Source organism: Vibrio alfacsensis (genome assembly GCF_019670485.1).
GTDB lineage: Bacteria > Pseudomonadota > Gammaproteobacteria > Enterobacterales > Vibrionaceae > Vibrio > Vibrio alfacsensis.
In genome coordinates this window covers 238,920-261,276 of the sequence record NZ_AP024165.1, presented here as the reverse complement: position 1 = coordinate 261,276, position 22,357 = coordinate 238,920, and the positions used below count along the sequence as shown (strand labels likewise).

General features: G+C 40.9%; 21 protein-coding genes. 5 read left to right on the top strand and 16 right to left on the bottom strand.

Features of this window, described 5'->3' with window-relative positions; translation table 11 throughout:
* Positions 1 to 465: 465 nt before the first annotated feature.
* Positions 466 to 708, bottom strand: a complete 243-nt coding sequence (gene zapB / locus VA249_RS01220; RefSeq protein ID WP_211915513.1) for a cell division protein ZapB — start codon at positions 706 to 708, stop codon at positions 466 to 468.
* 345 nt (positions 709 to 1,053) lie between these two features.
* On the opposite strand from zapB, the gene glpX reads away from it, so the two are divergent.
* The 3 genes from glpX (at position 1,054) to VA249_RS01205 (ending at position 3,394) form a co-directional block, all read left to right on the top strand.
* On the top strand, positions 1,054 to 2,061 hold the full coding sequence (gene glpX / locus VA249_RS01215) for a class II fructose-bisphosphatase (RefSeq protein ID WP_221068556.1): 1,008 nt from the start codon (positions 1,054 to 1,056) through the stop codon (positions 2,059 to 2,061).
* A gap of 173 nt (positions 2,062 to 2,234) precedes the next feature.
* Positions 2,235 to 2,861 carry a helix-turn-helix transcriptional regulator gene (locus VA249_RS01210; RefSeq protein ID WP_221068555.1) on the top strand — a complete coding sequence of 209 codons (627 nt, stop codon included), beginning with the start codon at positions 2,235 to 2,237 and terminating at the stop codon, positions 2,859 to 2,861.
* Between the two features lie 188 nt (positions 2,862 to 3,049).
* The gene (locus tag VA249_RS01205; protein WP_221068554.1) at positions 3,050 to 3,394 is read left to right on the top strand and encodes a DUF3135 domain-containing protein; all 345 of its coding nucleotides are present in this window, start codon (positions 3,050 to 3,052) and stop codon (positions 3,392 to 3,394) included.
* Between the two features lie 221 nt (positions 3,395 to 3,615).
* On the opposite strand, the gene VA249_RS01200 is transcribed toward VA249_RS01205, so the two are convergent.
* Both VA249_RS01200 and VA249_RS01195 read right to left on the bottom strand, forming a co-directional pair.
* Positions 3,616 to 4,038 (bottom strand): DUF805 domain-containing protein, encoded by a 423-nt coding sequence (locus tag VA249_RS01200; RefSeq protein WP_221068553.1) that lies wholly within the window; start codon positions 4,036 to 4,038, stop codon positions 3,616 to 3,618.
* A gap of 657 nt (positions 4,039 to 4,695) precedes the next feature.
* Positions 4,696 to 5,043: a 5-carboxymethyl-2-hydroxymuconate Delta-isomerase gene (locus VA249_RS01195; protein WP_221068552.1), complete on the bottom strand. Its 348-nt coding sequence runs from the start codon at positions 5,041 to 5,043 to the stop codon at positions 4,696 to 4,698.
* A 273-nt stretch (positions 5,044 to 5,316) separates the two neighbouring features.
* Between VA249_RS01195 and tpiA the strand changes: the two genes are divergently transcribed.
* On the top strand, positions 5,317 to 6,087 hold the full coding sequence (gene tpiA / locus VA249_RS01190) for a triose-phosphate isomerase (RefSeq protein WP_128811859.1): 771 nt from the start codon (positions 5,317 to 5,319) through the stop codon (positions 6,085 to 6,087).
* Positions 6,088 to 6,459: 372 nt separating this feature from the next.
* On the opposite strand, the gene VA249_RS01185 is transcribed toward tpiA, so the two are convergent.
* From VA249_RS01185 to VA249_RS01175, 3 genes are all read right to left on the bottom strand, one after another.
* Positions 6,460 to 6,612 (bottom strand): hypothetical protein, encoded by a 153-nt coding sequence (locus VA249_RS01185; protein WP_221068551.1) that lies wholly within the window; start codon positions 6,610 to 6,612, stop codon positions 6,460 to 6,462.
* 64 nt (positions 6,613 to 6,676) lie between these two features.
* Positions 6,677 to 7,681, bottom strand: coding sequence for an NAD-dependent epimerase (locus tag VA249_RS01180; protein WP_221068550.1), 1,005 nt, complete (start codon positions 7,679 to 7,681; stop codon positions 6,677 to 6,679).
* A 68-nt stretch (positions 7,682 to 7,749) separates the two neighbouring features.
* Positions 7,750 to 8,916 carry a nucleotide sugar dehydrogenase gene (locus VA249_RS01175; protein ID WP_221068549.1) on the bottom strand — a complete coding sequence of 389 codons (1,167 nt, stop codon included), beginning with the start codon at positions 8,914 to 8,916 and terminating at the stop codon, positions 7,750 to 7,752.
* Positions 8,917 to 9,790: 874 nt separating this feature from the next.
* On the opposite strand from VA249_RS01175, the gene VA249_RS01170 reads away from it, so the two are divergent.
* Entirely contained in the window at positions 9,791 to 11,140 is a 1,350-nt protein-coding gene (locus VA249_RS01170; protein WP_221068548.1) for an MBL fold metallo-hydrolase RNA specificity domain-containing protein, read from the top strand.
* A gap of 473 nt (positions 11,141 to 11,613) precedes the next feature.
* On the opposite strand, the gene VA249_RS01165 is transcribed toward VA249_RS01170, so the two are convergent.
* The 10 genes from VA249_RS01165 to VA249_RS01120 form a co-directional block, all read right to left on the bottom strand.
* Entirely contained in the window at positions 11,614 to 13,563 is a 1,950-nt protein-coding gene (locus VA249_RS01165) for a polysaccharide biosynthesis protein (protein WP_221068547.1), read from the bottom strand.
* 215 nt (positions 13,564 to 13,778) lie between these two features.
* Complete coding sequence (locus VA249_RS01160) at positions 13,779 to 14,327, bottom strand: sugar transferase (protein ID WP_221068546.1); 549 nt, start codon at positions 14,325 to 14,327, stop codon at positions 13,779 to 13,781.
* Positions 14,328 to 14,330: 3 nt separating this feature from the next.
* Positions 14,331 to 15,248 (bottom strand): NAD-dependent epimerase/dehydratase family protein, encoded by a 918-nt coding sequence (locus VA249_RS01155; protein ID WP_221068545.1) that lies wholly within the window; start codon positions 15,246 to 15,248, stop codon positions 14,331 to 14,333.
* Positions 15,245 to 16,006 (bottom strand): glycosyltransferase family 2 protein, encoded by a 762-nt coding sequence (locus tag VA249_RS01150; protein WP_221068544.1) that lies wholly within the window; start codon positions 16,004 to 16,006, stop codon positions 15,245 to 15,247. The genes VA249_RS01155 and VA249_RS01150 overlap by 4 nt, the downstream gene beginning before the upstream one ends.
* Positions 15,996 to 17,099 (bottom strand): acyltransferase family protein, encoded by a 1,104-nt coding sequence (locus tag VA249_RS01145; protein ID WP_221068543.1) that lies wholly within the window; start codon positions 17,097 to 17,099, stop codon positions 15,996 to 15,998. The genes VA249_RS01150 and VA249_RS01145 overlap by 11 nt, the downstream gene beginning before the upstream one ends.
* A 70-nt stretch (positions 17,100 to 17,169) precedes the next feature.
* Positions 17,170 to 18,273 (bottom strand): UDP-N-acetylmuramate dehydrogenase, encoded by a 1,104-nt coding sequence (gene murB, locus VA249_RS01140; protein WP_221068542.1) that lies wholly within the window; start codon positions 18,271 to 18,273, stop codon positions 17,170 to 17,172.
* Positions 18,270 to 19,409: a polysaccharide pyruvyl transferase family protein gene (locus tag VA249_RS01135; RefSeq protein ID WP_221068541.1), complete on the bottom strand. Its 1,140-nt coding sequence runs from the start codon at positions 19,407 to 19,409 to the stop codon at positions 18,270 to 18,272. The genes murB and VA249_RS01135 overlap by 4 nt, the downstream gene beginning before the upstream one ends.
* A gap of 1 nt (position 19,410) precedes the next feature.
* Positions 19,411 to 20,556 carry a glycosyltransferase gene (locus tag VA249_RS01130; protein ID WP_221068540.1) on the bottom strand — a complete coding sequence of 382 codons (1,146 nt, stop codon included), beginning with the start codon at positions 20,554 to 20,556 and terminating at the stop codon, positions 19,411 to 19,413.
* Positions 20,546 to 21,640, bottom strand: a complete 1,095-nt coding sequence (wecB, locus tag VA249_RS01125; protein ID WP_221068539.1) for a non-hydrolyzing UDP-N-acetylglucosamine 2-epimerase — start codon at positions 21,638 to 21,640, stop codon at positions 20,546 to 20,548. Before wecB ends, VA249_RS01130 begins: the two co-directional genes overlap by 11 nt.
* The gene (locus VA249_RS01120) at positions 21,628 to 21,930 is read right to left on the bottom strand and encodes a hypothetical protein (protein WP_221068538.1); all 303 of its coding nucleotides are present in this window, start codon (positions 21,928 to 21,930) and stop codon (positions 21,628 to 21,630) included. The genes wecB and VA249_RS01120 overlap by 13 nt, the downstream gene beginning before the upstream one ends.
* Positions 21,931 to 22,357 lie beyond the last annotated feature (427 nt).

Sequence of the window (22,357 nt, the reverse complement as noted above, 5' to 3'; positions counted from 1 at the left end):
GAATCGATTATTAGCGGACTATTTAGTTTCAGTACATTACCTTAGTGTATCAAACTCGGTCTGTAGATTCTGAATCACGTTCGTCCCTCACTGTTCAGAATGACGGTATTTTTACACTGCATAAAAACGTTTGTGCGGAATTCAGAAAAGCACTTCAAGCAACCTTGTCATTCCAGCGAGCCTCAGCGAGACTAGGAATCTATTATTAGCGGACTATTTAGTTTCAGTACATTACCTTAGTGATATCAAACTCGGCCGGTAGATTCTGAATCACGTTCGTTCCTCACTGTTCAGAATGACAGTATTTTTACACTGCATAAAAACGTTTGTGCGTAATCCGTAATACAAAAGCTTAGGCCCTAGAACCTAGGATCCTAGGAACTGTCTTTCCCTAGGATCTTTCTTTTGCCCAAATACACAAACACCCGCCGAGGCGGGTGTTTTAAATTCTGGATATGGAGTGAATTATTCCACTTCGTCCATTTTGCCAAGTAGTGCACGAATGCGCTCTTGCCATTGAGCATGCTCTTGTTGAGCTTGTTGAGATTTCTGCTCTAGATCTTCACGCTGAGAGCGAAGCTCATTTGCTTCTGCTTCTAGCTTTACTTTGTCTTCTTTCAGCTCTTCAACTTCCATCTGAAGAAGAGTGATTGTATCAACTGCAGTTTGAATTTTTGCTTCTAGTTTTTCTAGTACTTCAAAAGACATCTTGGCCTACCTTTATTGTTCCGTGGGGACGATACACGACAAATCGTCGGCACCTAACCTATAAGATTCATTCTACTCAGCGTAGCGACGAGAAACACTTACTATATTCGATATTTTGCATCATTCGGTCAAAAAATCAGCGCAATCTCACTAAACTCTGACTTTTCTGAACAGTGAAGTTTTTTTGCACTCTATTTTTGGCTTCTTCACATTAAAAACTCACCCGATAATTGATCGAATTCAAGTTAGTTAGAGTTAAAGCTCAGCAAAAAGGCAAACGTTTAACTTGCGATGTGGTAGAATCGCCGCGCAAATTTTTCTTCCCTCTTGTTACTTGGAGACATCATGAAACGCGATTTAGCAATGGCATTTTCCCGTGTTACTGAAGGTGCCGCTCTGGCTGGCTACAAATGGCTTGGCCGCGGTGACAAAAACGCAGCTGACGGTGCTGCCGTTGAAGTGATGCGAACCCTACTAAACAAAACCGACATTAGCGGTGAAATCGTTATCGGTGAGGGTGAGATCGATGATGCTCCTATGCTTTTCATTGGTGAGCAAGTGGGTACGGGTGGTGATGCTGTCGATATCGCAGTAGATCCTATCGAGGGTACTCGCATGACGGCAATGGGCCAATCGAACGCATTAGCGGTATTGGCGGCCGGTGAAAAAGGCAGCTTCTTAAAAGCACCAGACATGTACATGGAAAAGTTAGTGGTAGGCCCTGGCGCGAAAGGCGCGATTGACCTCAATAAACCGCTAAAAGAAAACCTAGAAAACGTTGCGAAAGCATTAAACAAATCACTTGATACGTTGGTTGTTATCACACTAGCAAAACCTCGTCATGATGACGTGATTGCAGAAATGCAAGCGATGGGTGTGCGCGTATTCGCTGTGCCTGATGGTGATGTAGCGGCTTCTATTCTAACTTGTATGCCTGACAGCGAAGTAGATTTAATGTACTGCATCGGTGGTGCGCCTGAGGGTGTGGTTTCTGCAGCAGTCATTCGCGCACTAGATGGTGATATGCATGGCCGACTTCTTCCTCGTCACGAAGTCAAAGGCGATACCGAAGAAAACCGCATTTACGGCACTGCTGAGCTTAAGCGTTGTGAAGAAATGGGCGTACAAGCAAATGTTGTTCTTAAGATGGAAGACATGGCTCGCAGCGACAATGTTATCTTCTCGGCGACAGGTATTACTAAGGGCGATCTACTTGAGGGGATCACTCGCCAAGGCAACATCGCAACAACAGAAACTCTGCTTATCCGCGGCCGCTGTCGTACTATCCGCCGTATCAAGTCTACGCACTACCTAGAGCGTAAAGACCCTGAAGTACGCGATATTATTCTTTAAACAGATACAAAGTTCCTAGGGCCTAGGATCCTAGGAACTTGCCTTTCTCCTAGGACCTCTCTGTTTTCCCTAGGATCTATCTTTTAAACCTTGTTTCCCCCAAAACTAAGTCAACTCTTCTCTTTACTAATCCTATCGCGCATAATATGTACTGATGTATAGATGGTGGGCATATGAAAACCGTAGATAGGATTTTGCAAATCGTTAAGCGTGATGGCTCTGTCACTGCGAAGCAACTCTCTTCCGAACTGAACATGACAACCATGGGGGCTCGTCAGCACCTACAAGGTTTAGAAGATGACGGCATCCTATCGATTCATGATGTGAAAGTGAAAGTGGGTCGCCCTACTCGTCATTGGTCATTAACTCAAAAAGGGCATGAGCAGTTTGCTGATCGCCATGGCGAACTAACCATCCAATTTATTGAAGCCGTTGAGCACATTTTTGGTAAAGACGGGCTCGATAAAGTCACATCAGAGCGAGAAAAGCTCACGCTTAAACACTACCAATGGCATCTTGCACAATGTGATTCATTGGAAGACAAACTCAATAAGTTAGTTTCACTGCGCGAGAAAGAGGGTTACATGGCGGAGTTGGATCAAGACGAACAAGGCCTCATCCTCATCGAGAACCACTGCCCTATTTGCAAGGCCGCAACTCGTTGCCCTAGTTTGTGTCAATCTGAGCTCAATGTGTTTCAATCACTGTTAGGTAACGATACGCTCATAGAGCGCACAGAACACATTATCAACGGTCAGCGCCGCTGCGTTTATCGCATTCAAGAACCCATCTCTGACTGATTTCTCTACGGCTATCTGTACCGAATGGCCATCGTTAGCAAATGACTAGCGATGCCGAGAACTCTGCGCCAAAGACTCCGCCCTAAGTTTCTTATAAATGAGACCATAGCCAAATCCCCCTATCCTCCTTTCCCCAGTGGATTACGCTTTTACTAATAAAAGCAGCGTCCTATGGATTGGGAGACAACATGACTGCCCCTCACAAGCCACAAGTTTTACCCTCATTCGATGATATGGTCAAAATGGCCAAACACGATCCTGAAGCCTTTGAGCAGTTCCGCCATGAAATGGCAAAAGAGATGATTGAAAGTGCCTCAGAAGAAATGCAACCACGCTTATGGGCGCAACAAAGCCATATAGACCGAGTCATTAATAATTGTAAGAACCCCAACCATACTAACGTGGTGTTAATGAACGAACTGCAAAAACAAGTCGTGAAGTTTAGAGAAGCGCTGCAAGGGGAAACGGCACCGGCGCAAAAAGCGGATGTGGTGAGTTTAAAGACGTTTAAAGATAGGGATGATTTTTATTGAACGTTCTTAGGCCCTAGGTTTTTAGGTCCTATATCCTAGTTGGAGCGCGCTAGACGTTTATACGTTTCAATGAGTTATTGAGAAGGCTGTTGGAATACCGGGCGCTTCGCTTACAGAATACAGAATACAGAAAAGACCACGATTGCGCGTAATCAGTAACCCAAGATTTTAAGCCCTAGGATCCTAGGACCTGCTTTTTACCTAGGGCCTTTCTTTTCCTTTTACTCCGGCTCTGGTCCGTAGTGGTTCTGGCCTGCAGTTCCTTTCAAGAAACCACACTCTACCAAAATCCATACACCACAAATCAATGAGACAGAAGCAATCAACATTTGCGGTGTCGATGCTGCCTGAGCATCTGGGTTTGTCATTGGCGTAGCAATTCGACCAATAATCAAAGGAATGTTTAATGCTAGCCAGTAGATGGACTTATTACGGTCATGCCAGCGTTTGGTCGTTATCGCCAGATCAGGAATGAGTAAAATAAGCAGAAACACCGGTAAAATGATGTAAGAAAATGCCGAGAACAGCTTGTTGATACCTACGCCAAAGCCGAGTATCGAGATATAGTAAACAATATTCCATGCCCAATATGTTTTTCGGCCTATACGCCCTTGAAACGAAAATAGTAACTCTTTAATCGACATCGACTTTTATCCAAAAACTAGAATGGGTATAGAGTAACGAAGAGCACAATAAAGGGCAAAGAAAAGGAATGAAAAAAGGTCCTAGGGTCCTAGGGTCCTAGGGTCCTAGGAAGAGCTTATTGGGCGTTCGGAGCGCTTCAATGAGTTTTTGAAAAATTGATTAGAATACCGAATACGGAGCGCTACGCTTATGGAATACGGGAAAGCACACATCAAGCTATTTTGTCATTCCAGCGAGCCTAAGCGAGACTAGGAATCTTTCATCAACAAACACTTGGCCCAAACTCGCGCCTTCAACCAACGATCTCTCAGTTAGTAGATTCTGAATCACGTTCGTTCCTCACTGTTCAGAATGACAGCATTTCTCTTCCAACCGGAAACAACGTTTGCGCGTAATCCAGAAAAGCACTTCAAGCAACCTTGTCATTCCAGCGAGCCTCAGCGAGACTAGGAATCTACTATTAGCGGACTATTTAGTTTCAGTACATTGCCTTAGTGATATCAAACTCGGTCGGTAGATTCTGAATCACGTTCGTTCCTCACTGTTCAGAATGACAGTATTTGTCTTCCAACCAGAAACAACGTTTGCGCGTAATCCGTAATCAAAAACATTAGGCCCTAGGATCTGTCTTTTAAACCTAGGACCTCTCTGTTTCCCTAATTCACCACTTTCTGGAAACAATCAATATCCATATCGCGAACGTTCACCGTTAGGCTACGTACATGGCTAGCTTGCTCTTGTAGCACCGTCATTAATGCTCTCGACAGGTCTCGCTTTTGCTCTGGTGTTCGGCCTGAGAGTAAATCAAAGTTAAGATGAATGAAGTCCACACTATCGCCCTCATCGCCGACTAACCAATGATGACAGCGCAATGCTCTGGACTTAACCGATGCAACGTCGAACAATCCGGTTCCAATAGCCACTTTGTGTAAGTCTTCTAATAAACCTTGAACATTGACACGCTCATCCACCGAGTTGGAATATTCTAAAACTAAGTTTGGCATTATGATTCCTTTCTGATTATGGCGAACTTTTCACCCTTAGTAATACCAACCTACGCAGCAATTTCCGAGGATTGAGCTATCATTCTGTCTACGTGATCACCAATCGTTTGCTTTTAACAAAAATAACAGAACACATTCCGCATTGAGCAGATAAAGAAAGCCGAATAAGACATGACACCAATCATGATCTGTTCGCATTATTCTGTTATATTCCTACGTAGATTTTTTTACATTAATTGATTATTTGACATTAAAGATAAGGGAGATATTCCTATGCGTCGTCCTGTAGTGATGGGTAACTGGAAACTAAACGGTAGCAAAGCAATGGTAACTGAGCTACTAGCGGGTATTAACGCTGAACTTGAAGGCGTTGAAGGCGTTGACGTAGCAGTAGCTCCACCAGCTCTTTACATCGGTCTAGCTGAGTGTGTCATCGCAGAAGGCGATAACAAAATTATCCTAGGTGCTCAAAACACTGACCTAAACAACAGCGGTGCGTTCACTGGCGACATGTCTCCAGAAATGCTGAAAGACTTTGGAGCAACTCACATCATCATCGGTCACTCAGAGCGTCGTGAATACCACAACGAATCTGACGAGTTCATCGCGAAGAAATTCAACTTCCTAAAAGAAAACGGCCTAACGCCTGTTTTCTGTATCGGTGAATCTGAAGCGCAAAACGAAGCTGGCGAAACTGAAGCTGTATGTGCACGTCAAATCAACGCGGTTATCGACACTTACGGTGTTGAAGCGCTAAACGGTGCGATCATCGCTTACGAACCAATCTGGGCTATCGGTACTGGTAAAGCAGCAACAGCTGAAGATGCACAACGCATCCACGCTTCTATCCGCGCACTAATCGCAGCGAAAGACGAAGCAGTTGCAGAGCAAGTAATCATCCAATACGGCGGTTCTGTTAAGCCAGAAAACGCTGAAGCTTACTTCTCACAACCAGACATCGATGGTGCTCTAGTTGGCGGCGCTTCTCTAGACGCTAAGAGCTTCGTCGCTATCGCTAAAGCAGCGGCTGCAGCTAAAGCTTAATTTATCTCGTAATAGACGATAGATAATCGAAAGGCCGATGTGAAAGCATCGGCCTTTTTGGTTTTTGAAGCAGGGCCTAGGCTATAGGTCCTAGTTCCTAGGGTCCTAGAAAGAGATTGTTGGATGCTCTGTGTACGTCAATGGTTTTTGTGGACGTTGGGGAATACCGAATACGGACCGCTTCGCTTACAGAAAAGCACATCATCTCCAATTGTGTCATTCCAGCGAGCCTTCGCGAGACTAGGAATCTATTAGCCATTCGGAGTTAAAGCTTGTGAATAGCCTTAACATTTTCAAATTCGGCCCGTAGATTCTGAATCACGTTCGAGCCTCACTGTTCAGAATGACAAGTGCTTTCCTTATTACTCAAAGCTAACGATTGCGTGTAATCCGTAATCCGTAATCCGTAATCCGTAATCCGTAATCCGTAATCCGTAATCCGTAATCCGTAATCCGTAATCCGTAATCCGTAATCCGTAATCCGTAATCCGTAATCCGTAATCCGTAATCCGTAATCCAAAACATTTGGCCCTAGGATCCTAGGACCTATCTTTTAAACCTAGGACCTTGCTTTTCCCCTAAATCCTATCTATTTCCCATAAAAATCCTTATACCAAGCGACAAACTCTGCTACGCCCTCTTTCACGCTGACTTGCGGTTTGTAACCTGTTGCGGTAAACAAATCCTCGGTATCGGCATAGGTTTGGTACACATCACCTGGCTGCATTTCTCGGAAATTTTTCTTGGCCTCAATGCCGAGCTCATCTTCAATCGCCTTTACAAAATCCATCAAATTGATTGGTGAGCCGTGGCCGATGTTGTACACCGCATACGGGGCAGAACTGCTTGCTGGCGTGCCCGTTTCAACCGTCCAAGCCTCATTTTTTTGTGGGATGACATCTGCGATACGTACCACGCCCTCAACGATGTCATCGACGTGCGTGAAATCTCGCCACATGTCACCATTGTTATTAATATCGATGATGTCGCCATCCAGAATCTTCTTGGTAAAGATGAACGGTGCCATATCTGGGCGGCCCCAAGCGCCATAAACGGTGAAAAAGCGCAGACCCGTAGTCGGAATATCATAAAGGTGAGAATAACTGTGAGCCATCAACTCATTGGATTTCTTTGTTGCGGCGTACAAGGAAACTGGGTGGTCAACTGTGTCTGACGTGGCAAATGGCACTTTAGCATTTAATCCGTACACAGAGCTCGATGATGCATAAACCAAATGCTGCACTTGATTGTGGCGACATCCCTCAAGAATATTAAGGTGACCAACGAGGTTTGAATCAGCGTATGCGTGTGGGTTTTCTAATGAGTAACGTACACCACCTTGTGCGGCCAAATGAATCACCCGTTCAAACTTTTCTGCCGCAAATAATCGTGTCACCGCATCGCGATCTGCGATATCCACATTTACGAACTTAAACAATGGGTTTTCAATGCGGGCTAACCGTGCGTGTTTTAGATTCACATCGTAGTAATCGTTAAGGTTATCAATACCAACAACCTCATGACCTGCTGCATTAAGCTTTTCTGCGGTCGCGCTACCAATAAAGCCTGCCGCACCTGTTACAAGATACTTCATAGCATTCCTTTCCTTGGAATAAAAAAGCCAGTGAATATTCACTGGCTTTATGAAGTATAGGTGGGGATTTAGTCACTACCAAATAAGTCACGGGTATAGATTTTTTCTGCAACGTCCGCTAACTCTTCAACCATACGGTTAGATACGATCACGTCCGCCGTTTGTTTAAACTCGTTCAAATCTTGAATAACGCGTGAATTAAAAAACTCTTGCTCTTTCAGTACTGGCTCATACACCACCACTTCAATGCCTTTAGCCTTAATACGCTTCATGATGCCTTGGATAGAAGATGCACGGAAGTTGTCTGACCCCGCTTTCATGATCAAGCGGTAAATACCGACCACTTTTGGCTGACGCTTAATAATCGATTCTGCGACAAAATCTTTGCGAGTACGGTTTGCTTCTACAATCGCACCAATGATGTTATTTGGTACTTCTTGGTAGTTAGCTAAGAGCTGCTTCGTATCTTTCGGCAAACAGTAACCACCGTAACCAAATGATGGGTTATTGTAGTGATTACCAATACGTGGATCTAAGCCTACCCCCTCAATGATTTGGCGCGCATCTAAGCCGTGTGCTTCGGCGTAAGAATCCAACTCATTAAAGTAAGCCACGCGCATTGCAAGGTACGTATTAGAGAACAGTTTGACCGCTTCGGCCTCTGTCGAATCGGTAAACAGAACTTGAATGTCCTCTTTGATCGCCCCTTCAACCAACAGGCCTGCAAACATTTCTGCACGCTCACTGCGCTCACCAACGATAACACGTGATGGGTAAAGGTTATCGTAAAGCGCTTTACCCTCTCGCAAGAATTCTGGAGAGAAGATAATATTCTCGCAATTCATCTCTTGTTTGATGCGCGCCGTATAGCCAACTGGCACGGTTGATTTGATCACCATTACCGCATCTGGGTTAATCGTCATGACATCTTTGATGACGGCTTCTACTGATGAGGTATTAAAGTAATTGGTGGTTGGGTCGTAATCGGTTGGGGTCGCAATAACCACATACTCTGCATCACGATAAGCTGACGCTTTGTCTGTTGTTGCCACAAAGTTTAATGTTTTATTGGCAAGAAAGTACTCAATCTCTGCATCCACAATTGGTGATTGCTTGTTGTTCAGCAATTCGACTTTTTCTGGGATGATATCAACTGCGACCACTTCATGATTTTGGGCTAACAACATAGCGTTAGAAAGCCCTACATAGCCGGTCCCCGCAACTGCGATTTTCATGGGTTAATCCTTCATTTTATTTTTGCTAAAGAATATCAGAATTTGTAGTAAAGATCCCAGGGTCCTAGGGTCCTAGGGTCCTAGAAAGCGTTTGTTGGAGGTTCTGGGTATTTAAATGGGTTTTGAGGAAGTTATTTGAATACAGGACGCTTCGAATACAGAATACAGAAAAGGCAACATACCCAACCACTTCATTTCAGCGAGTCATAGCGAGACTAGGAATCTGTTACCCACACGCGATGTAATCTGAGGTTATCACCTTAACTCTTTCAAAACAGGTCAGTAGATTCTGAATCACTTTCGTGCCTCACTGTTCAGAATGACAATATTGTATAGACATGATTTCCCTGACTGAACCACGTCATTCCAACGAGCCTTAGCGAGACTAGGAATCTACTAACCACTCGCAATTAAAGCTTGTTCATTGCCTTAACGCTTTCAAATTCGACCCGTAGATTCTGAATCACGTTCGTGCCTCACTGTTCAGAATGACGATATTATATAGACATGATTTCCGAGGCTGAACCACGTCATTCCAGCGAGCCTTAGCGAGACTAGGAATCTACTACCCACACGCAATTTAATCTCAAATTATCGTCTTAACTCTTTAAAAACCGGTCAGTAGATTCTGAATCACGTTCGTGCCTCACTGTTCAGAATGGCAAGTATTCTTCTTATAATTCAAGAGCAAAGTTTGCGCATAATCCAAAATCCAAAACATTAGGCCCTAAAACCTAGGACCTGCTTTTTTCCTAGGCCCTATCTTTAAACCTAAGACCTTTCTCTAACCCATCTCGCATTCTGCTTAAATGTTCACCACCCCAACGCGCTAAATCAGTACCATATAACTGACATCATTTCTTAAGGACGGACCATGACAACAACCATCTGCGACCTTGCCAGTGTTATCCATCACGGTGGTAAACATACAGTGACGGGATCTTGCCATGAGCTAAAACTCTCTCTTGGAAGTATTTTGATTGATTGTGGGCTTTTCCAAGGAAAGGATATTCAGTTTGGTGGGCGTGATGCTTCACTGAATATTGAGTTCTCAATAAAACAGGTAAAAGCCCTAGTATTGACCCATGCGCATATTGACCATATTGGACGCTTGCCCTGGCTGCTTGCTGCTGGTTTTAAAGGCCCTATCTATTGCACCAAGGCAACCGCAGAGTTGGTGCCATTGATGCTGGAAGATGGATTAAAGCTCCAGCTTGGGCTTAAGTACCATCAGCGCCAACAGGTACTCAATGTTATCAAAAAGCAGCTTAAGCCCTGTCACTACCAACAGTGGCTACCATTAGGTGAGCAGCACTATTTACGTTTTCAACCTGCTGGCCATATTCTTGGTTCTGCCTATGTGGAGTTCAAGCTGCCCAACAGTGAAGTGATCGTCTTCTCGGGTGATCTTGGCCCTAGCAATACTCCTCTGCTGCCCGATCCTAAATCACCAAAACAGGCGGACTATTTATTTATTGAATCCACCTATGGAAATAAACAACATGACAATGTTTCTACACGTACTGCGCGCTTAAACCAGATCATTGACCATGCACTTAAAGATGGTGGCGTGATCCTTATTCCTGCGTTCAGTGTGGGGAGAACTCAAGAACTGCTTTTTGATATCGAGCAGTTGATCCACCAACGAGATTTGCATTCCTCTCTGCCCATCATTTTAGACTCTCCGCTTGCTAAACAAGTGACCAAAACCTATCGCCGCTTTAAAAAGCTCTGGAGCACAGAGGCAAAGAACAAGCTAAACCATCAACGCCACCCACTCTCTTTTGAGCAATGCATCACAGTAGATAACCACCGAGAACATCAAGCGTTAGTGAACCGCCTTGCCTCCACGGATGAGCCAGCCATTGTCGTTGCCGCATCTGGTATGTGTGAGGGCGGCCGTATCGTTAACTATTTAGAAGCGCTGCTACCCGATGAGAAAAACGACGTGTTATTTGCAGGCTACCAAGCACAAGGCACGTTAGGGCAAGCCATTCAACAGGGAGACTCGGAGATATCTATTGGTGAACAACGTGTTGAGGTTAATGCTCAAATACACACTATGTCTGGTTATTCCGCCCATGCAGACCAAGCAGATTTACTGCGCTTTATTACAGGCATACCAGCCAAACCGAAAGCTGTGCACTTGATTCATGGAGAAACGAACGCGAAGCGCGAGTTAGGGGAATTAACTGAAAGGTACGGGATCAAGGTTGTTGATTGATGGGGTTTTAGGTTTCTAGAGTCCTAGGTCCTAGGTCCTAGAGGGAGTTTGTTGATCGTTCATAGGTTTTTAAGAGTTTTTGTGGTAGTTGTGATATACGGAATACGGAACGCTTCGCTTCGCTTCTCGATGATAGAAAAAGTGCCAAACGTAACCTCGTCATTCCAACGAGCCTTAGCGAGATTAGGAATCTATTACCCACACGCCTTTAGTCTCAGTTCGTAGCCTTAACGCTTTCAAACTCAGTTCGTAGATTCTGAATCACGTTCGTACCTCACTGTTCAGAATGACCACGCTACCTAGCCATGATTTACATTGCCGAATACCGTCATTCCAGCGAGCCTTGGCGAGACTAGGAATCTTATAGCTACACGCTGACCAGCAACGATTTAGAACTAATGTTCCGCATTCTCTGTGCTTTTACGAGGCTTACTGCACATACAAAAATGGGCACCATACTAGGTGCCCATCGTTTACTCATTGACTGCTTGATGAATATTTATTACCTCTTCATCAATATGGTTATGCTTCCAAACCAAATCGCCAATGCCATCAGTTGGATTGAAACCTGTTGGTGCGCTTAGTAGCAATGAACGAATTTTTTCATGGTCCATTCCGTGGCAGGCTAAATCAAGTTCATTGATGAGCGATTCATAATCTGACAACGATAAGTGGACTTCATGCGCCGTCATAATACGCTCATGAGCGGTTTGCTTAACGTTATCGCCAATCAGTAACTCTTCATACAGTTTTTCACCTGGACGAAGCCCTGCAAACTGAATTTCAATGTCACCATAAGGGTTCGTCTCGGCTTTCACTTCTAAACCAGAAAGCTGGATAAGGTTACGTGCCAAATCAGTAATTTTTACGGATTCGCCCATATCCAAAACAAACACATCCCCGCCCTTGCCCATCGCACCCGCTTGAATCACAAGTTGAGCTGCCTCTGGAATGGTCATAAAGTAACGCGTGATATCTGGATGCGTTACCGTTACTGGGCCACCTGCTGCGATTTGCTTTTTAAATAATGGGATTACAGAACCAGACGAGCCAAGCACGTTACCAAAGCGCACCATGCAAAAACGAGTGCCATTCGCTTTCTCGTTCTCTTGCTCAGCCAAAGCTTGTAAGCCAAGCTCCGCCATTCGCTTGGTTGTACCCATTACATTGGTTGGGCGCACCGCTTTGTCGGTAGAAATTAGAACAAATGATTCGACGCCTGCTTTAATGGCCGCAGTCGCCGTATAGTACGTGCCGTAAACATTGTTACGCACGCCTTCAATGACATTGTATTCCACCAACGGGACGTGCTTATAAGCAGCTGCGTGATATACGGTTTGTACTTTAAACGACGCCATGATAGTTTCTAAACGGTGCTGTCTTTGTACCGAGCCTAACAGCGGAATGATATCGCAGCTCAAGCCTTTTTGTTGTTTAAGCAGATTAAGTTCACGGTCAATTTGGTACAAACCGAATTCTGACAGCTCAAACAAAATGATCGCGGTTGGGCTTTGCTCCACAATCTGACGACAAAGCTCAGATCCGATAGAGCCGCCCGCGCCTGTGACCATAACTACTTTATCTTTGATGTTTGCCTCAAGCAGCACTTGTTGTGGCGCTACAGGATCTCGCCCTAACAAGTCTTCAATCGCGACATCTTTGAGCTCATCAATTTTTGCCTTACCAGATACAATATCCGTCATGTCTGGCACAGTTAGGACTTCTACTGGCAATTTAGCCAGATCATCTAAAATCAACTTTCTGCGAGAACGCTTCGCGCTGGGTACTGCTAGCAATATCTGTGAGATGTCGTATTTATTGATGACTGGCATGACATCTTCTATTGCAAACACGGGCAACCCCAAAATCATGGTATTGCACAGTGTCGGATCACCATCAACGAAAGCACGAACGCGATATTCGCCGGAACTTCTTAATGCCATTGCTAGCTGACGGCCACCAGAACCAGCGCCGTAGATGAGCACCTCTTTGTTCTGGTTATTTGCATAACTTTGTGCGACAAGAGAACGCACGATTACGCGAGGGCCTCCGCAAAACAGTGCTAAGAATGCACCATAAATAATCGGGACCGTTCTGGGGAACGGATCACTCATGTAAAAGCTCAATGCTGCCACAACAGTAGCAGAGACTACTGCACCAGCGGTGACAACAAACAGCGCTTGAAAGGTGAGATAACGCAGTACAGCACGATAGAGGCCTAGACGTGCGAATACCACCACGGTGATCAGCGTGACAACCACCTGAATTCCCCATACTGCGGGGTAGGTAAAGTAATTGGTTTCACCTGAGCGCACCAAGATTGCAAGATGAAAAGCAAGAAAAATCAGCACCGTATCAATCAAGACACTGACTATTCGTTTATTTGTTCGAGAAAGCTGCCATAAAAATTGTAGACGTTGCATAGTATTATTAGTTTTAGTAAGTATCAGCGATAAACCTAGTAAGTTTAGCTCTACCATTCATATTGTTTTGAATTGTAGAGCTAAACTTACTAGGAAAGTATTCAGTGAAGCGTAATGCACGAACGCAGTAGATTGCAAATTGATGTCGTGAATTATTAGAAAGATATAAAAAAAGAGTGGCAGTGATACCACTCAATGTAAAATAGCATTAGAGGTTATTTTACCGCGTCCCCTGAACCACTTCCTGTTACCGTCATCATGATGTATTTGAAGTAGTCTTTGACTGTGAGCGTATCAATCATTTGTTTGTCTGTTTTTGCAAGCAACGCTGGCGTCGACATATCAATATTTTGTACTTGTGCTAAGCCCGTAATGCCTGGCAAAACGTCGTAGACTCCCATGCAATCACGCTCTGCGATGAGCTCTTTTTGATTGAATAAATTCGGACGCGGACCGACCAAGCTCATTTCACCTTTTACCACATTGATCAATTGTGGGAGCTCATCAATTTTGGTTTTACGCAAAAACCCGCCAAGCTTGGTAATAGAAGCATTACTCGCTAAGTGACTCGCCACTGATTTAGTTTCTACCGACATAGTACGGAACTTAATCAACTTAAAAGGCTTTTTATTCCGCCCAACACGCTCTTGCACAAAAATTGGGGAACCCGTATCAAACAGGCCAATAATGGTGACGATGAGTAATACGGGCCATAAAAAAAGCAAACCGAAAAAGGCAGCTAAAAAATCAATTAAACGGATCATTTACTATTTTACTCCTGAATCACGCAAAGTCGCCATTGCTTGCTTCATGGTTAAAGGAGGCGTCCAATCCAACACCTCTTTGATGTTAGAAGAGTCCACTTCTAAATTACCATAGAGCTGCTCAATCATGGCCGATTTACCGGTAAGTTTACCAGCTAAGCGCATTACACTCACTGGCACCGGAAGCTGAATCACTTTTTTACCTAGCCCTTCAGCAATGGCATTAGTAAACTCTTTAATCGAAACTGTTTCCCCATCACTCGCTAAAAACGTATGACCTGCAGCGTCTGGATGATTGGCACAGGTAACAAGCAAGTCAGCCAAATTTTGAACTGCTATGAAATCTCTACGGTTGCTCGCCATGCCAAAAGGTAGAAATGTAACCTTGTGAACCAATTTGGTTAACGTACCAAAATTCCCTGGAGCACTAGGCCCATAAACTAATGTAGGCCTCACTATAACGACTTCAAGCCCAGTTTCTTCCGATATCTTACGTAAACCGATCTCAGCATTGAGTTTTGATCGAGCATATGAATTGTGGGGTTGCGGAATGGTTTTATAACAAAAAGGCTTACTAATGCTTAGTAAACCATTTACTCCGATAGAACTTACAAAAACAAATCGTTTTACGCCATTTAACGCAGATTCTTTCGCCAAATGCAAAGTACCTTGAGTATTGACCATATCAAAATCATCAGCACCAACGCTTTTACAATGAGCGAGCCCTGCCAAGTGTATAACTGTCCGGATCCCCTTAAATGCTCCGTACCAATCAGTTTTAGTATTCAACCCTTCGATACTAAAAGTATCTTTGTAATAGCCCACTTTAGAATTTCTAACAACATAGCGGGCATCTCCTATCAGATTGGAGAGATTTCTACCGACAAAACCTGTACAGCCTGTTACCAATATTTCGCTCATTGTTGCCTCTTCCGAATGGCGTTAAACACGTACGCTAGATAACAATAAAACCTTTTATGGAAAGGCATAGCCTTTATATTAAGGTATACTTTAAATGTAACGAATAACATTTTAATCTTATTACTACTTACGCTCCCACTTCTAACTCGATACTTTACGAGTTCTTTAGAAAGACCGTGTGATATATAACCTAGACTAAGTAAATCAATCCATAATTTTAAGTCTTGCCTAGCCCTTATAGCGCTAAACCTAAACGAGTGGGTAACTAACTCTCGATCGATAACTGCTGTTGAAGTCCCTATTTCAGTTTTTTTTAAATTCGACTCTAAATTTACTAACGATGAAACACTTACTATTCCTTTTCTATCATCACCATTTTCATCAATAAATGTGAATGAAGTATGTGATATCGGTGCATTACTTTCATTCATAAATTCTAACTGAAGCTTTAATTTATCCTTTACCCAGAGATCGTCAGAGTCTAAAAACGCAATATATCTACCTTTCGAATTATCCAAGCCTAAATTTCTACTTACGCCCGCACCGGAATTAACTTCGTTAGAAAACAACCTTATTCTAGGTTCATTATCAATATAGCTTAATACGACCTCTACGGTATTATCTGTTGATTTATCATCGACAATAAGTAACTCCCAATCGGCATAACTCTGTGATATCACTGACTCTATCGTATGAGATATAAACTCGCCAGCATTATATGTTGGCATAATGATTGAAACCTTCTTTTTATCGAGCATCTTTTTTCCCTAACATTTGCAACTGCAAATTTCCCAAATACTCAAAGTAACCTTCTCTTTTTTCATGATTGCGTTCTAAAAGGAAGTAAAATGGATATATCATAAAGAATGACAGCGGTATAAAAATTAGCATCCCAATAGTCACACTAATCTCAAACCCTCCAGAATTAGTAATCGCATTTGAAAACAACTTCATAAACATATGAAAAATAGCATAATGAAACAAGTAGTAGGTATAAGAAACTTTTGACACATATGATATTATTCTACTTGCGAAAAGCTCATTCAACCATTTAATCTTAAAGCTCAACAAAATTAAAGCAAACAAAGTTAAAGACTGTAATAACTTCACGTCAACATAAAAGAAAAAAACTAAAGCTATAACAAAGGCAATATCAAAAGCAATACTAGAACTGACAAACCAACCTTCTAGATCTTTATAAAAAACATTAGCCAACACACCAGAAAAAAAGTATAGAATGTAATCACTAAAAAATCTTGAACCGTAGTTTTCTCTAACTGAAAGTTCTAACAGAGCCCAACCTGCAATTACAACAATAAAGAAAGAAATGAGAAATTTTTTATTAGAAATAAATAGGGGAACAAATATAGATGCAAATATATAAAACTGTACTTCAACTTCCAATGACCATGTCACAGGGTTTATATATGAATAGCTCTTAAAAAATAAGTCATGCATAAACACAGTTGAAACTGCAGCACTTTTCATTAAGTCAGACATTGAATAATCTGAAAAGTACAGCTGTACAAACATTAAAATAAAAATAGAACCAATAAATGGAGGGTAAATCCTAGAAACTCTTTTCTTTATAAACTCCCAAGAAAACTTTAAACTAAAATGACTTTTAGTTAAGTAATGGGTAATCAAAAAGCCACTAATTCCAAAAAAAAGATATACCCCATCCATACCTGCACGATGAATTTGCCTAAGAAGACTATCACTATCAATAAAACTTCGATCAAAAGTCAAATTGTAATCTAAAAAAGCTGTACTAAAGTGCAATATAGCTACTGATAATATTGCAATAGCTCGCAGTCCATTTATACCTATAAAAAAACTATTATTTCTCATAAAGTGTTATTTTCATTATTATTTCTAAGTTGTTTGTAGCGTACACCAACTTGAACTGGTGTACGATTTTCTACATATCAAAACCTATAAGTTCAGGTTCGATTGGAAGGGATACGCCAGTTTTCGACAAAACTTTGCCTCGAACAATGTCTATAATTTTTACTAAATCTTCGGAATTAGGTGAATGCTCTAACTCACTTACAACTACCGCGGGATTCGTTGGTAATAAAAACAAAGCCCCGACTTTTGTATTAGAAAGTTCGCAAGCTTGTATAAGCCTTTTAGACGGAATTCTAAAGCCTTCAGATGACCTATATTTGATGCAAAATAAAATCATCATAATTGCTGATCGTATTCCTAAATTTCGACCTGTACATAAAATAACTTTAAAAAAGTCCTTATAACTATCTAAAACAGCGGTTCTAAAAAATGTACCAGAGCAGCCATGATTCTGATTATTAGGTAAATTGACGCCACTGGTTCTATACGCTCGAACAGTATTTCTAATTTCTTTTTGCAGTTCTTGAGGCGTTCCGGAGAAAGTTTTAAGCTTAGCTAATTCTGATCTAGAAAGCTTAGCATTAGGCTCAAGTGCTAATTTAAATCGTACCGAAGTAATAATATATCTGCCTTTCTGCTCAGAATTAAAAATACTTTTTCTAAAAGAAAAGCCACACTCACTATTTTGAATTATCGTTAACTCTTTAGTTTGAGTATCATAACATTCGACATGCTCAATAATGTGTTTTACTTCCTGCCCAAATGCTCCAACGTTTTGAACAGGACAAGCTCCGACTGTTCCAGGTATTAATGTTAAATTTTCCACACCCCAAAAACAATTTTCCAAAGTGAAATCAACAAAATCCTCCCACTCCTCACCAGCACCTACATCGATAATGGCATAACCATTCTTTCTACAAACTTCCTTTATACCTTTAATCTTTATAAAAAGTACAACACCATCATAAAAGTTATCAGATAATACCAAATTACTGCCACCGCCTAATACTAAGTACTTTGATTCAAGCTTTAATATATTGTTATGAGCAATTTCTAACTCTTCTACGGAATTTATCTGTATAAATGACTTTACTTTACCACCGATTCCCATAGTGAGATTACTTGAAATATCAAAGTTTTCAGAACGTTCTAACTTATTAACTGCTCCACTCACGACACATCACCTTTTAAAGCATTTTCTAGGAAACTCAAACAATCAGACCGATTGCTACTCCATCTTTCATTAAAATTAGTAAAATCTGGTTTACATTCCAACGAATGAAGGTCACAGTCACTGTCCAATAGCGCATGAGACAATAAATCAAACTCTCCAAGCACCTGTTTGATTCTAGAGTCTCGCCCTTCGTTGCCAGAAAGAAAAACAAAAAATGGTTTATTGAAGATAAGGCTAAAAACAACTGCATGGAACGAGGTTGTATAGATGTACCTAGCGTTTTCAATATAATAAAGAAACTCTAATGGCCCCTCGTTATTTCTCAATTTGAAATTATTATCAAAAACATCGCCCAGCTTAAATGAGCCAATACAAATTTTATCGACACCTTCGACAAAATCGTTCGTAAATATCTTATGACTACGATACCTATTACTATTTAAATAATATAAATCAAATTTATTTCCTAGCAGTCTTTTTGGTTTTCTTGCCATTTGAGACCAGAAATTTCTATCGTGAAGTAATACTGGGTCTAAAGCTAAAAAAGCGTCTTTACCGGTTAACTCCTTTATCAGTTTAACACCTGTTTCCTCTCTTGTTGATAGAAAGTTAATTCTATTAAGACTTTCCCTATATTTGTTTTCTAAGTTAAGAGGAATATCCGCTATACCAAAACTAGATGCGTATGAAACTTTATTAACATCGTCACCTACAAAATCAAGTAAATAAGAAAAATCAGAACCGTTATTATGATGACTCCAAATTTGGTCACTTCCAGCGATTACCGTTGTATAATCAAAATCAAAGGATTTCAACTCATCTGGTGTTGAGAACCTCCGTTGAGAAATAACTATATTTTCTTTATAAAAATTAGAAAATGATAAATTCCTAGAAATGACCCCAGGACTAGCAACAAGCATTTTTAACGCACTAAAAAACTTAAACTTTTTTGCAGGCTGAATAATTCTTTGGAGGGCGCTGTATTTATTTGCACGATAATCAGTCACATAATCGATAACTTCTACATCGGCCCCCAACTCGATACAAGCTTTATATGTAGCGAACGCCTGTAACGCCGCTCCATAATTAGAAGCATTATGAAAAGTGATGATTCCTACTGATAACCTTGTACTCATATTAACTTATCTCACCAATTATAGTTTTCATTCTTGCAGACCACGAGTACTTATTCTTGAAATCAGAATAAGCAGCGTCTGATATTATTGACCTTTGTTCAACATTTGACGAGATATCAATAACTTTCTTTGAAAAATCAAGGGTTGACGAACTAGAATAGAGAACAGAATTGACTTTGTGACTCAAAACATTTTCAATTTCTCCATCTGATGGAGCTACTATTGGCATTCTCATAGAAAGATAGTCAAATAACTTAGTAGATAAGCCACCGCTCAAAAGCATATCCTCTTTAGTTTTCGGAGGTAATAATAGAATATCATGCTCTTTATTTAATAAACTTCCCAATTCGTTTCTCCCAAACCTGCCATGAAAGACGCATAATTCTTTTCTATGAATATTCTGTTTTAAATATTCAATTTTAGGACCGTCACCAAGAAAAACAATTTTCATATCTATAGATGAATGCAGTTCGTTAACTGCATTAACTAAAAACTCAAAGTCCCAATATGGCATCAATGTCCCAAAATACACTAATCTTGCAGATGCTGTATTGTTTATGGTTGTAGGTACAAAGTTAACTTTTTTTGTCGTTGCACCGTTGGGGACACAAACAATCTTGGATTTGCAGGAAGCATTTCTTGGATCAGTAACCATAGTGTCCGAAACAACATACACCAAGTTATAATGATTCATTAAAATCATTTCAAATCTAGCTACTAGCTTATTAACGAGGCTAGGTAATTTTGAAAGCATATGATAAGCAAAGCTATTAACCTCTACTATTTTAAAAGTTTCCTTTTTTGAAAATAAAGAAAATAAAAGTATCGGTATAAATGAAGATACAACATACCTTGACATCATACACTTATATTCGTTTGTTTTAATTAAACTTAAGTAGACCCTAATAAATCTTAACCACCATATTGGGTATTTAAAAATGCCTGTAGGTTCTTCAACTTCTATAAAATTTACACTAGCAGGCAGTTCAGACTTGAAGCTTTTAATTCCTTTCCCACCAACGAATGTAACATCCCACTTATCGCTCGCAAAGCCTTCACATATGCCCAATGCGTGCATAACTCGGCCTCTGTAACCTTCGGCAAAGAAATTTAAACTAGGAACCAAGTATAGTAATTTAGCCTTCACTACGTAATTCCTCTAATCTATTTAATATATCTTCAACAATCATTGTTGAAGCTTGTCCACCGCCATATAACTCTTCTTGCACACCAAAATTCTTAGCTCTGAGGTTAATGAAATTATTATATATTTCATTACAAGTAGCTTTCGTTAGCGAGTTAACTCCAATGTCTACTAACTCAGTCCATTCGGTTTGATCACGAACCGTTAAACACATTTTATTGAAAAAATATGCTTCTTTTTGAACCCCTCCACTATCCGTAACCACCATGTCACAGTGTTCAAGCAACCATAACATCCCAAAATACGAAGAGGGTTCTATTAATGTAATATTGGTTTCAATTTTAAACCTAGATAATAGTGATTTTGTTCTAGGATGTAGAGGCATTACCACTTCTAAATGCTCAGAATGAATTTTATCAAGCGCTGCAAATATTTGCGTTAGCTTATCTGGGTCATCTGTATTTTCTGCTCTATGGATAGTACACAGACAAAAGTTAGCCTTCGCATCATAATCATTTGGCTTTAGTGAGTACTCTTTGAAAATTATTGATGCATCCTGCATTACGTCTCCTACTAGGCGCACTCTACAATTTCGAGTTTGAATTATATTTTCCAAATTCAAATTTCGAACTGCCGTATCGGTTGGGCAGTATAAAGTATCACTCACCTGATCAGTCAAGATCCTATTGATCTCCTCAGGCATCTTCATGTTTCCACTTCTCAAGCCAGATTCAATATGAAAAACTGGAATATGAAGTTTCGATGCTGATATCGCCCCTGCCAATGTAGAATTAGTATCTCCATATAATAACACTGCATCTGGTTTATATTTAAATATTGCTTCTTCAATACCCTCAACCATCCTACCAGTCATTGCACCGTGAGAAGTTCCATTAATATCTAACATAATCTCAGGTTTTGGTATATTCAATTGATTGAAAAAAACATCACTCATATTCTGATCAAAATGTTGCCCTGTGTGTAACATAATCTCGGTTAGATTAGAATGTTTCCGTATTGCTTTTGAAACTGCAGCAGCCTTAATAAATTGCGGCCTTGCACCGACAACGGTCATTATTTTGAACATAGATAATTTTCCATTTTTTCTTTTCTGATTAAATACAACATAAAAATAGCGACGCCGAAACCATGCGTTGATAATGTAGTCAGCAAGTCTGAGTTTAAGACTGCGCTAGATATAGGCACGATGAATGCTGCGAGTAAAAACCAAACGGGAAACACTTTCCCACCTAAAAAATCAATTAACTTAATTAAGAATGCAAACACTATTGTATAAATCAAAACTCCAAATATACCGGCATGTGCAAACCCACTAGCTATCAAACCATTATTGGCCCCGGAGCCTGACTTACCCATGTACGTGCCGATGGTATGAGAAATACTCTCGGGATAAGGATAAGATATTATTGATTTTAATATACTATTCGACCAATACACATACTCATTATTGGAGAAGAAATCATAATAAAAATACCCTAACTGAGCAGGAATATAAAACAGCCTTCTTATAAATATTGATGATAGCGTAATGTCTGAAAAAAAATAAAAAGTTGATAAAGATAGGAGCATTAATGACATTAGAGATACTGGCACTAATAACAATGAGTCTCTTCGTTGAAACAAATACCAAATACTAATTACAAGTATTGCCATAAACAACACAGACTTATGTGCTGACGCGGCGAAGAAATATACTTGAAACAGGACTATAATAGCAGCAAAAGTGTATCTTTTATAAAAAAGAGCTAAACAGAGCAATGTAATATTAAAAACCTTATAAGTC

Excerpts from the sequence above, each read along its gene's own strand:
- VA249_RS01160 (WP_221068546.1), bottom strand. The coding sequence starts at position 14,327 with ATGATCCGTTTAATTGATTTTTTAGCTGCCTTTTTCGGTTTGCTTTTT.
- VA249_RS01120 (WP_221068538.1), bottom strand. The coding sequence starts at position 21,930 with ATGGGTAAGTCAGGCTCCGGGGCCAATAATGGTTTGATAGCTAGTGGG.
- tpiA (WP_128811859.1), top strand. The coding sequence starts at position 5,317 with ATGCGTCGTCCTGTAGTGATGGGTAACTGGAAACTAAACGGTAGCAAA.
- VA249_RS01185 (WP_221068551.1), bottom strand. The coding sequence starts at position 6,612 with ATGTTTTGGATTACGGATTACGGATTACGGATTACGGATTACGGATTA.
- VA249_RS01145 (WP_221068543.1), bottom strand. The coding sequence starts at position 17,099 with ATGAGAAATAATAGTTTTTTTATAGGTATAAATGGACTGCGAGCTATT.
- VA249_RS01175 (WP_221068549.1), bottom strand. The coding sequence starts at position 8,916 with ATGAAAATCGCAGTTGCGGGGACCGGCTATGTAGGGCTTTCTAACGCT.
- VA249_RS01200 (WP_221068553.1), bottom strand. The coding sequence starts at position 4,038 with ATGTCGATTAAAGAGTTACTATTTTCGTTTCAAGGGCGTATAGGCCGA.
- glpX (WP_221068556.1), top strand. The coding sequence starts at position 1,054 with ATGAAACGCGATTTAGCAATGGCATTTTCCCGTGTTACTGAAGGTGCC.
- VA249_RS01170 (WP_221068548.1), top strand. The coding sequence starts at position 9,791 with ATGACAACAACCATCTGCGACCTTGCCAGTGTTATCCATCACGGTGGT.
- VA249_RS01180 (WP_221068550.1), bottom strand. The coding sequence starts at position 7,681 with ATGAAGTATCTTGTAACAGGTGCGGCAGGCTTTATTGGTAGCGCGACC.
- VA249_RS01150 (WP_221068544.1), bottom strand. The coding sequence starts at position 16,006 with ATGCTCGATAAAAAGAAGGTTTCAATCATTATGCCAACATATAATGCT.
- VA249_RS01210 (WP_221068555.1), top strand. The coding sequence starts at position 2,235 with ATGAAAACCGTAGATAGGATTTTGCAAATCGTTAAGCGTGATGGCTCT.
- VA249_RS01205 (WP_221068554.1), top strand. The coding sequence starts at position 3,050 with ATGACTGCCCCTCACAAGCCACAAGTTTTACCCTCATTCGATGATATG.
- VA249_RS01135 (WP_221068541.1), bottom strand. The coding sequence starts at position 19,409 with ATGAGTACAAGGTTATCAGTAGGAATCATCACTTTTCATAATGCTTCT.
- zapB (WP_211915513.1), bottom strand. The coding sequence starts at position 708 with ATGTCTTTTGAAGTACTAGAAAAACTAGAAGCAAAAATTCAAACTGCA.
- VA249_RS01195 (WP_221068552.1), bottom strand. The coding sequence starts at position 5,043 with ATGCCAAACTTAGTTTTAGAATATTCCAACTCGGTGGATGAGCGTGTC.
- wecB (WP_221068539.1), bottom strand. The coding sequence starts at position 21,640 with ATGTTCAAAATAATGACCGTTGTCGGTGCAAGGCCGCAATTTATTAAG.
- VA249_RS01155 (WP_221068545.1), bottom strand. The coding sequence starts at position 15,248 with ATGAGCGAAATATTGGTAACAGGCTGTACAGGTTTTGTCGGTAGAAAT.
- VA249_RS01165 (WP_221068547.1), bottom strand. The coding sequence starts at position 13,563 with ATGCAACGTCTACAATTTTTATGGCAGCTTTCTCGAACAAATAAACGA.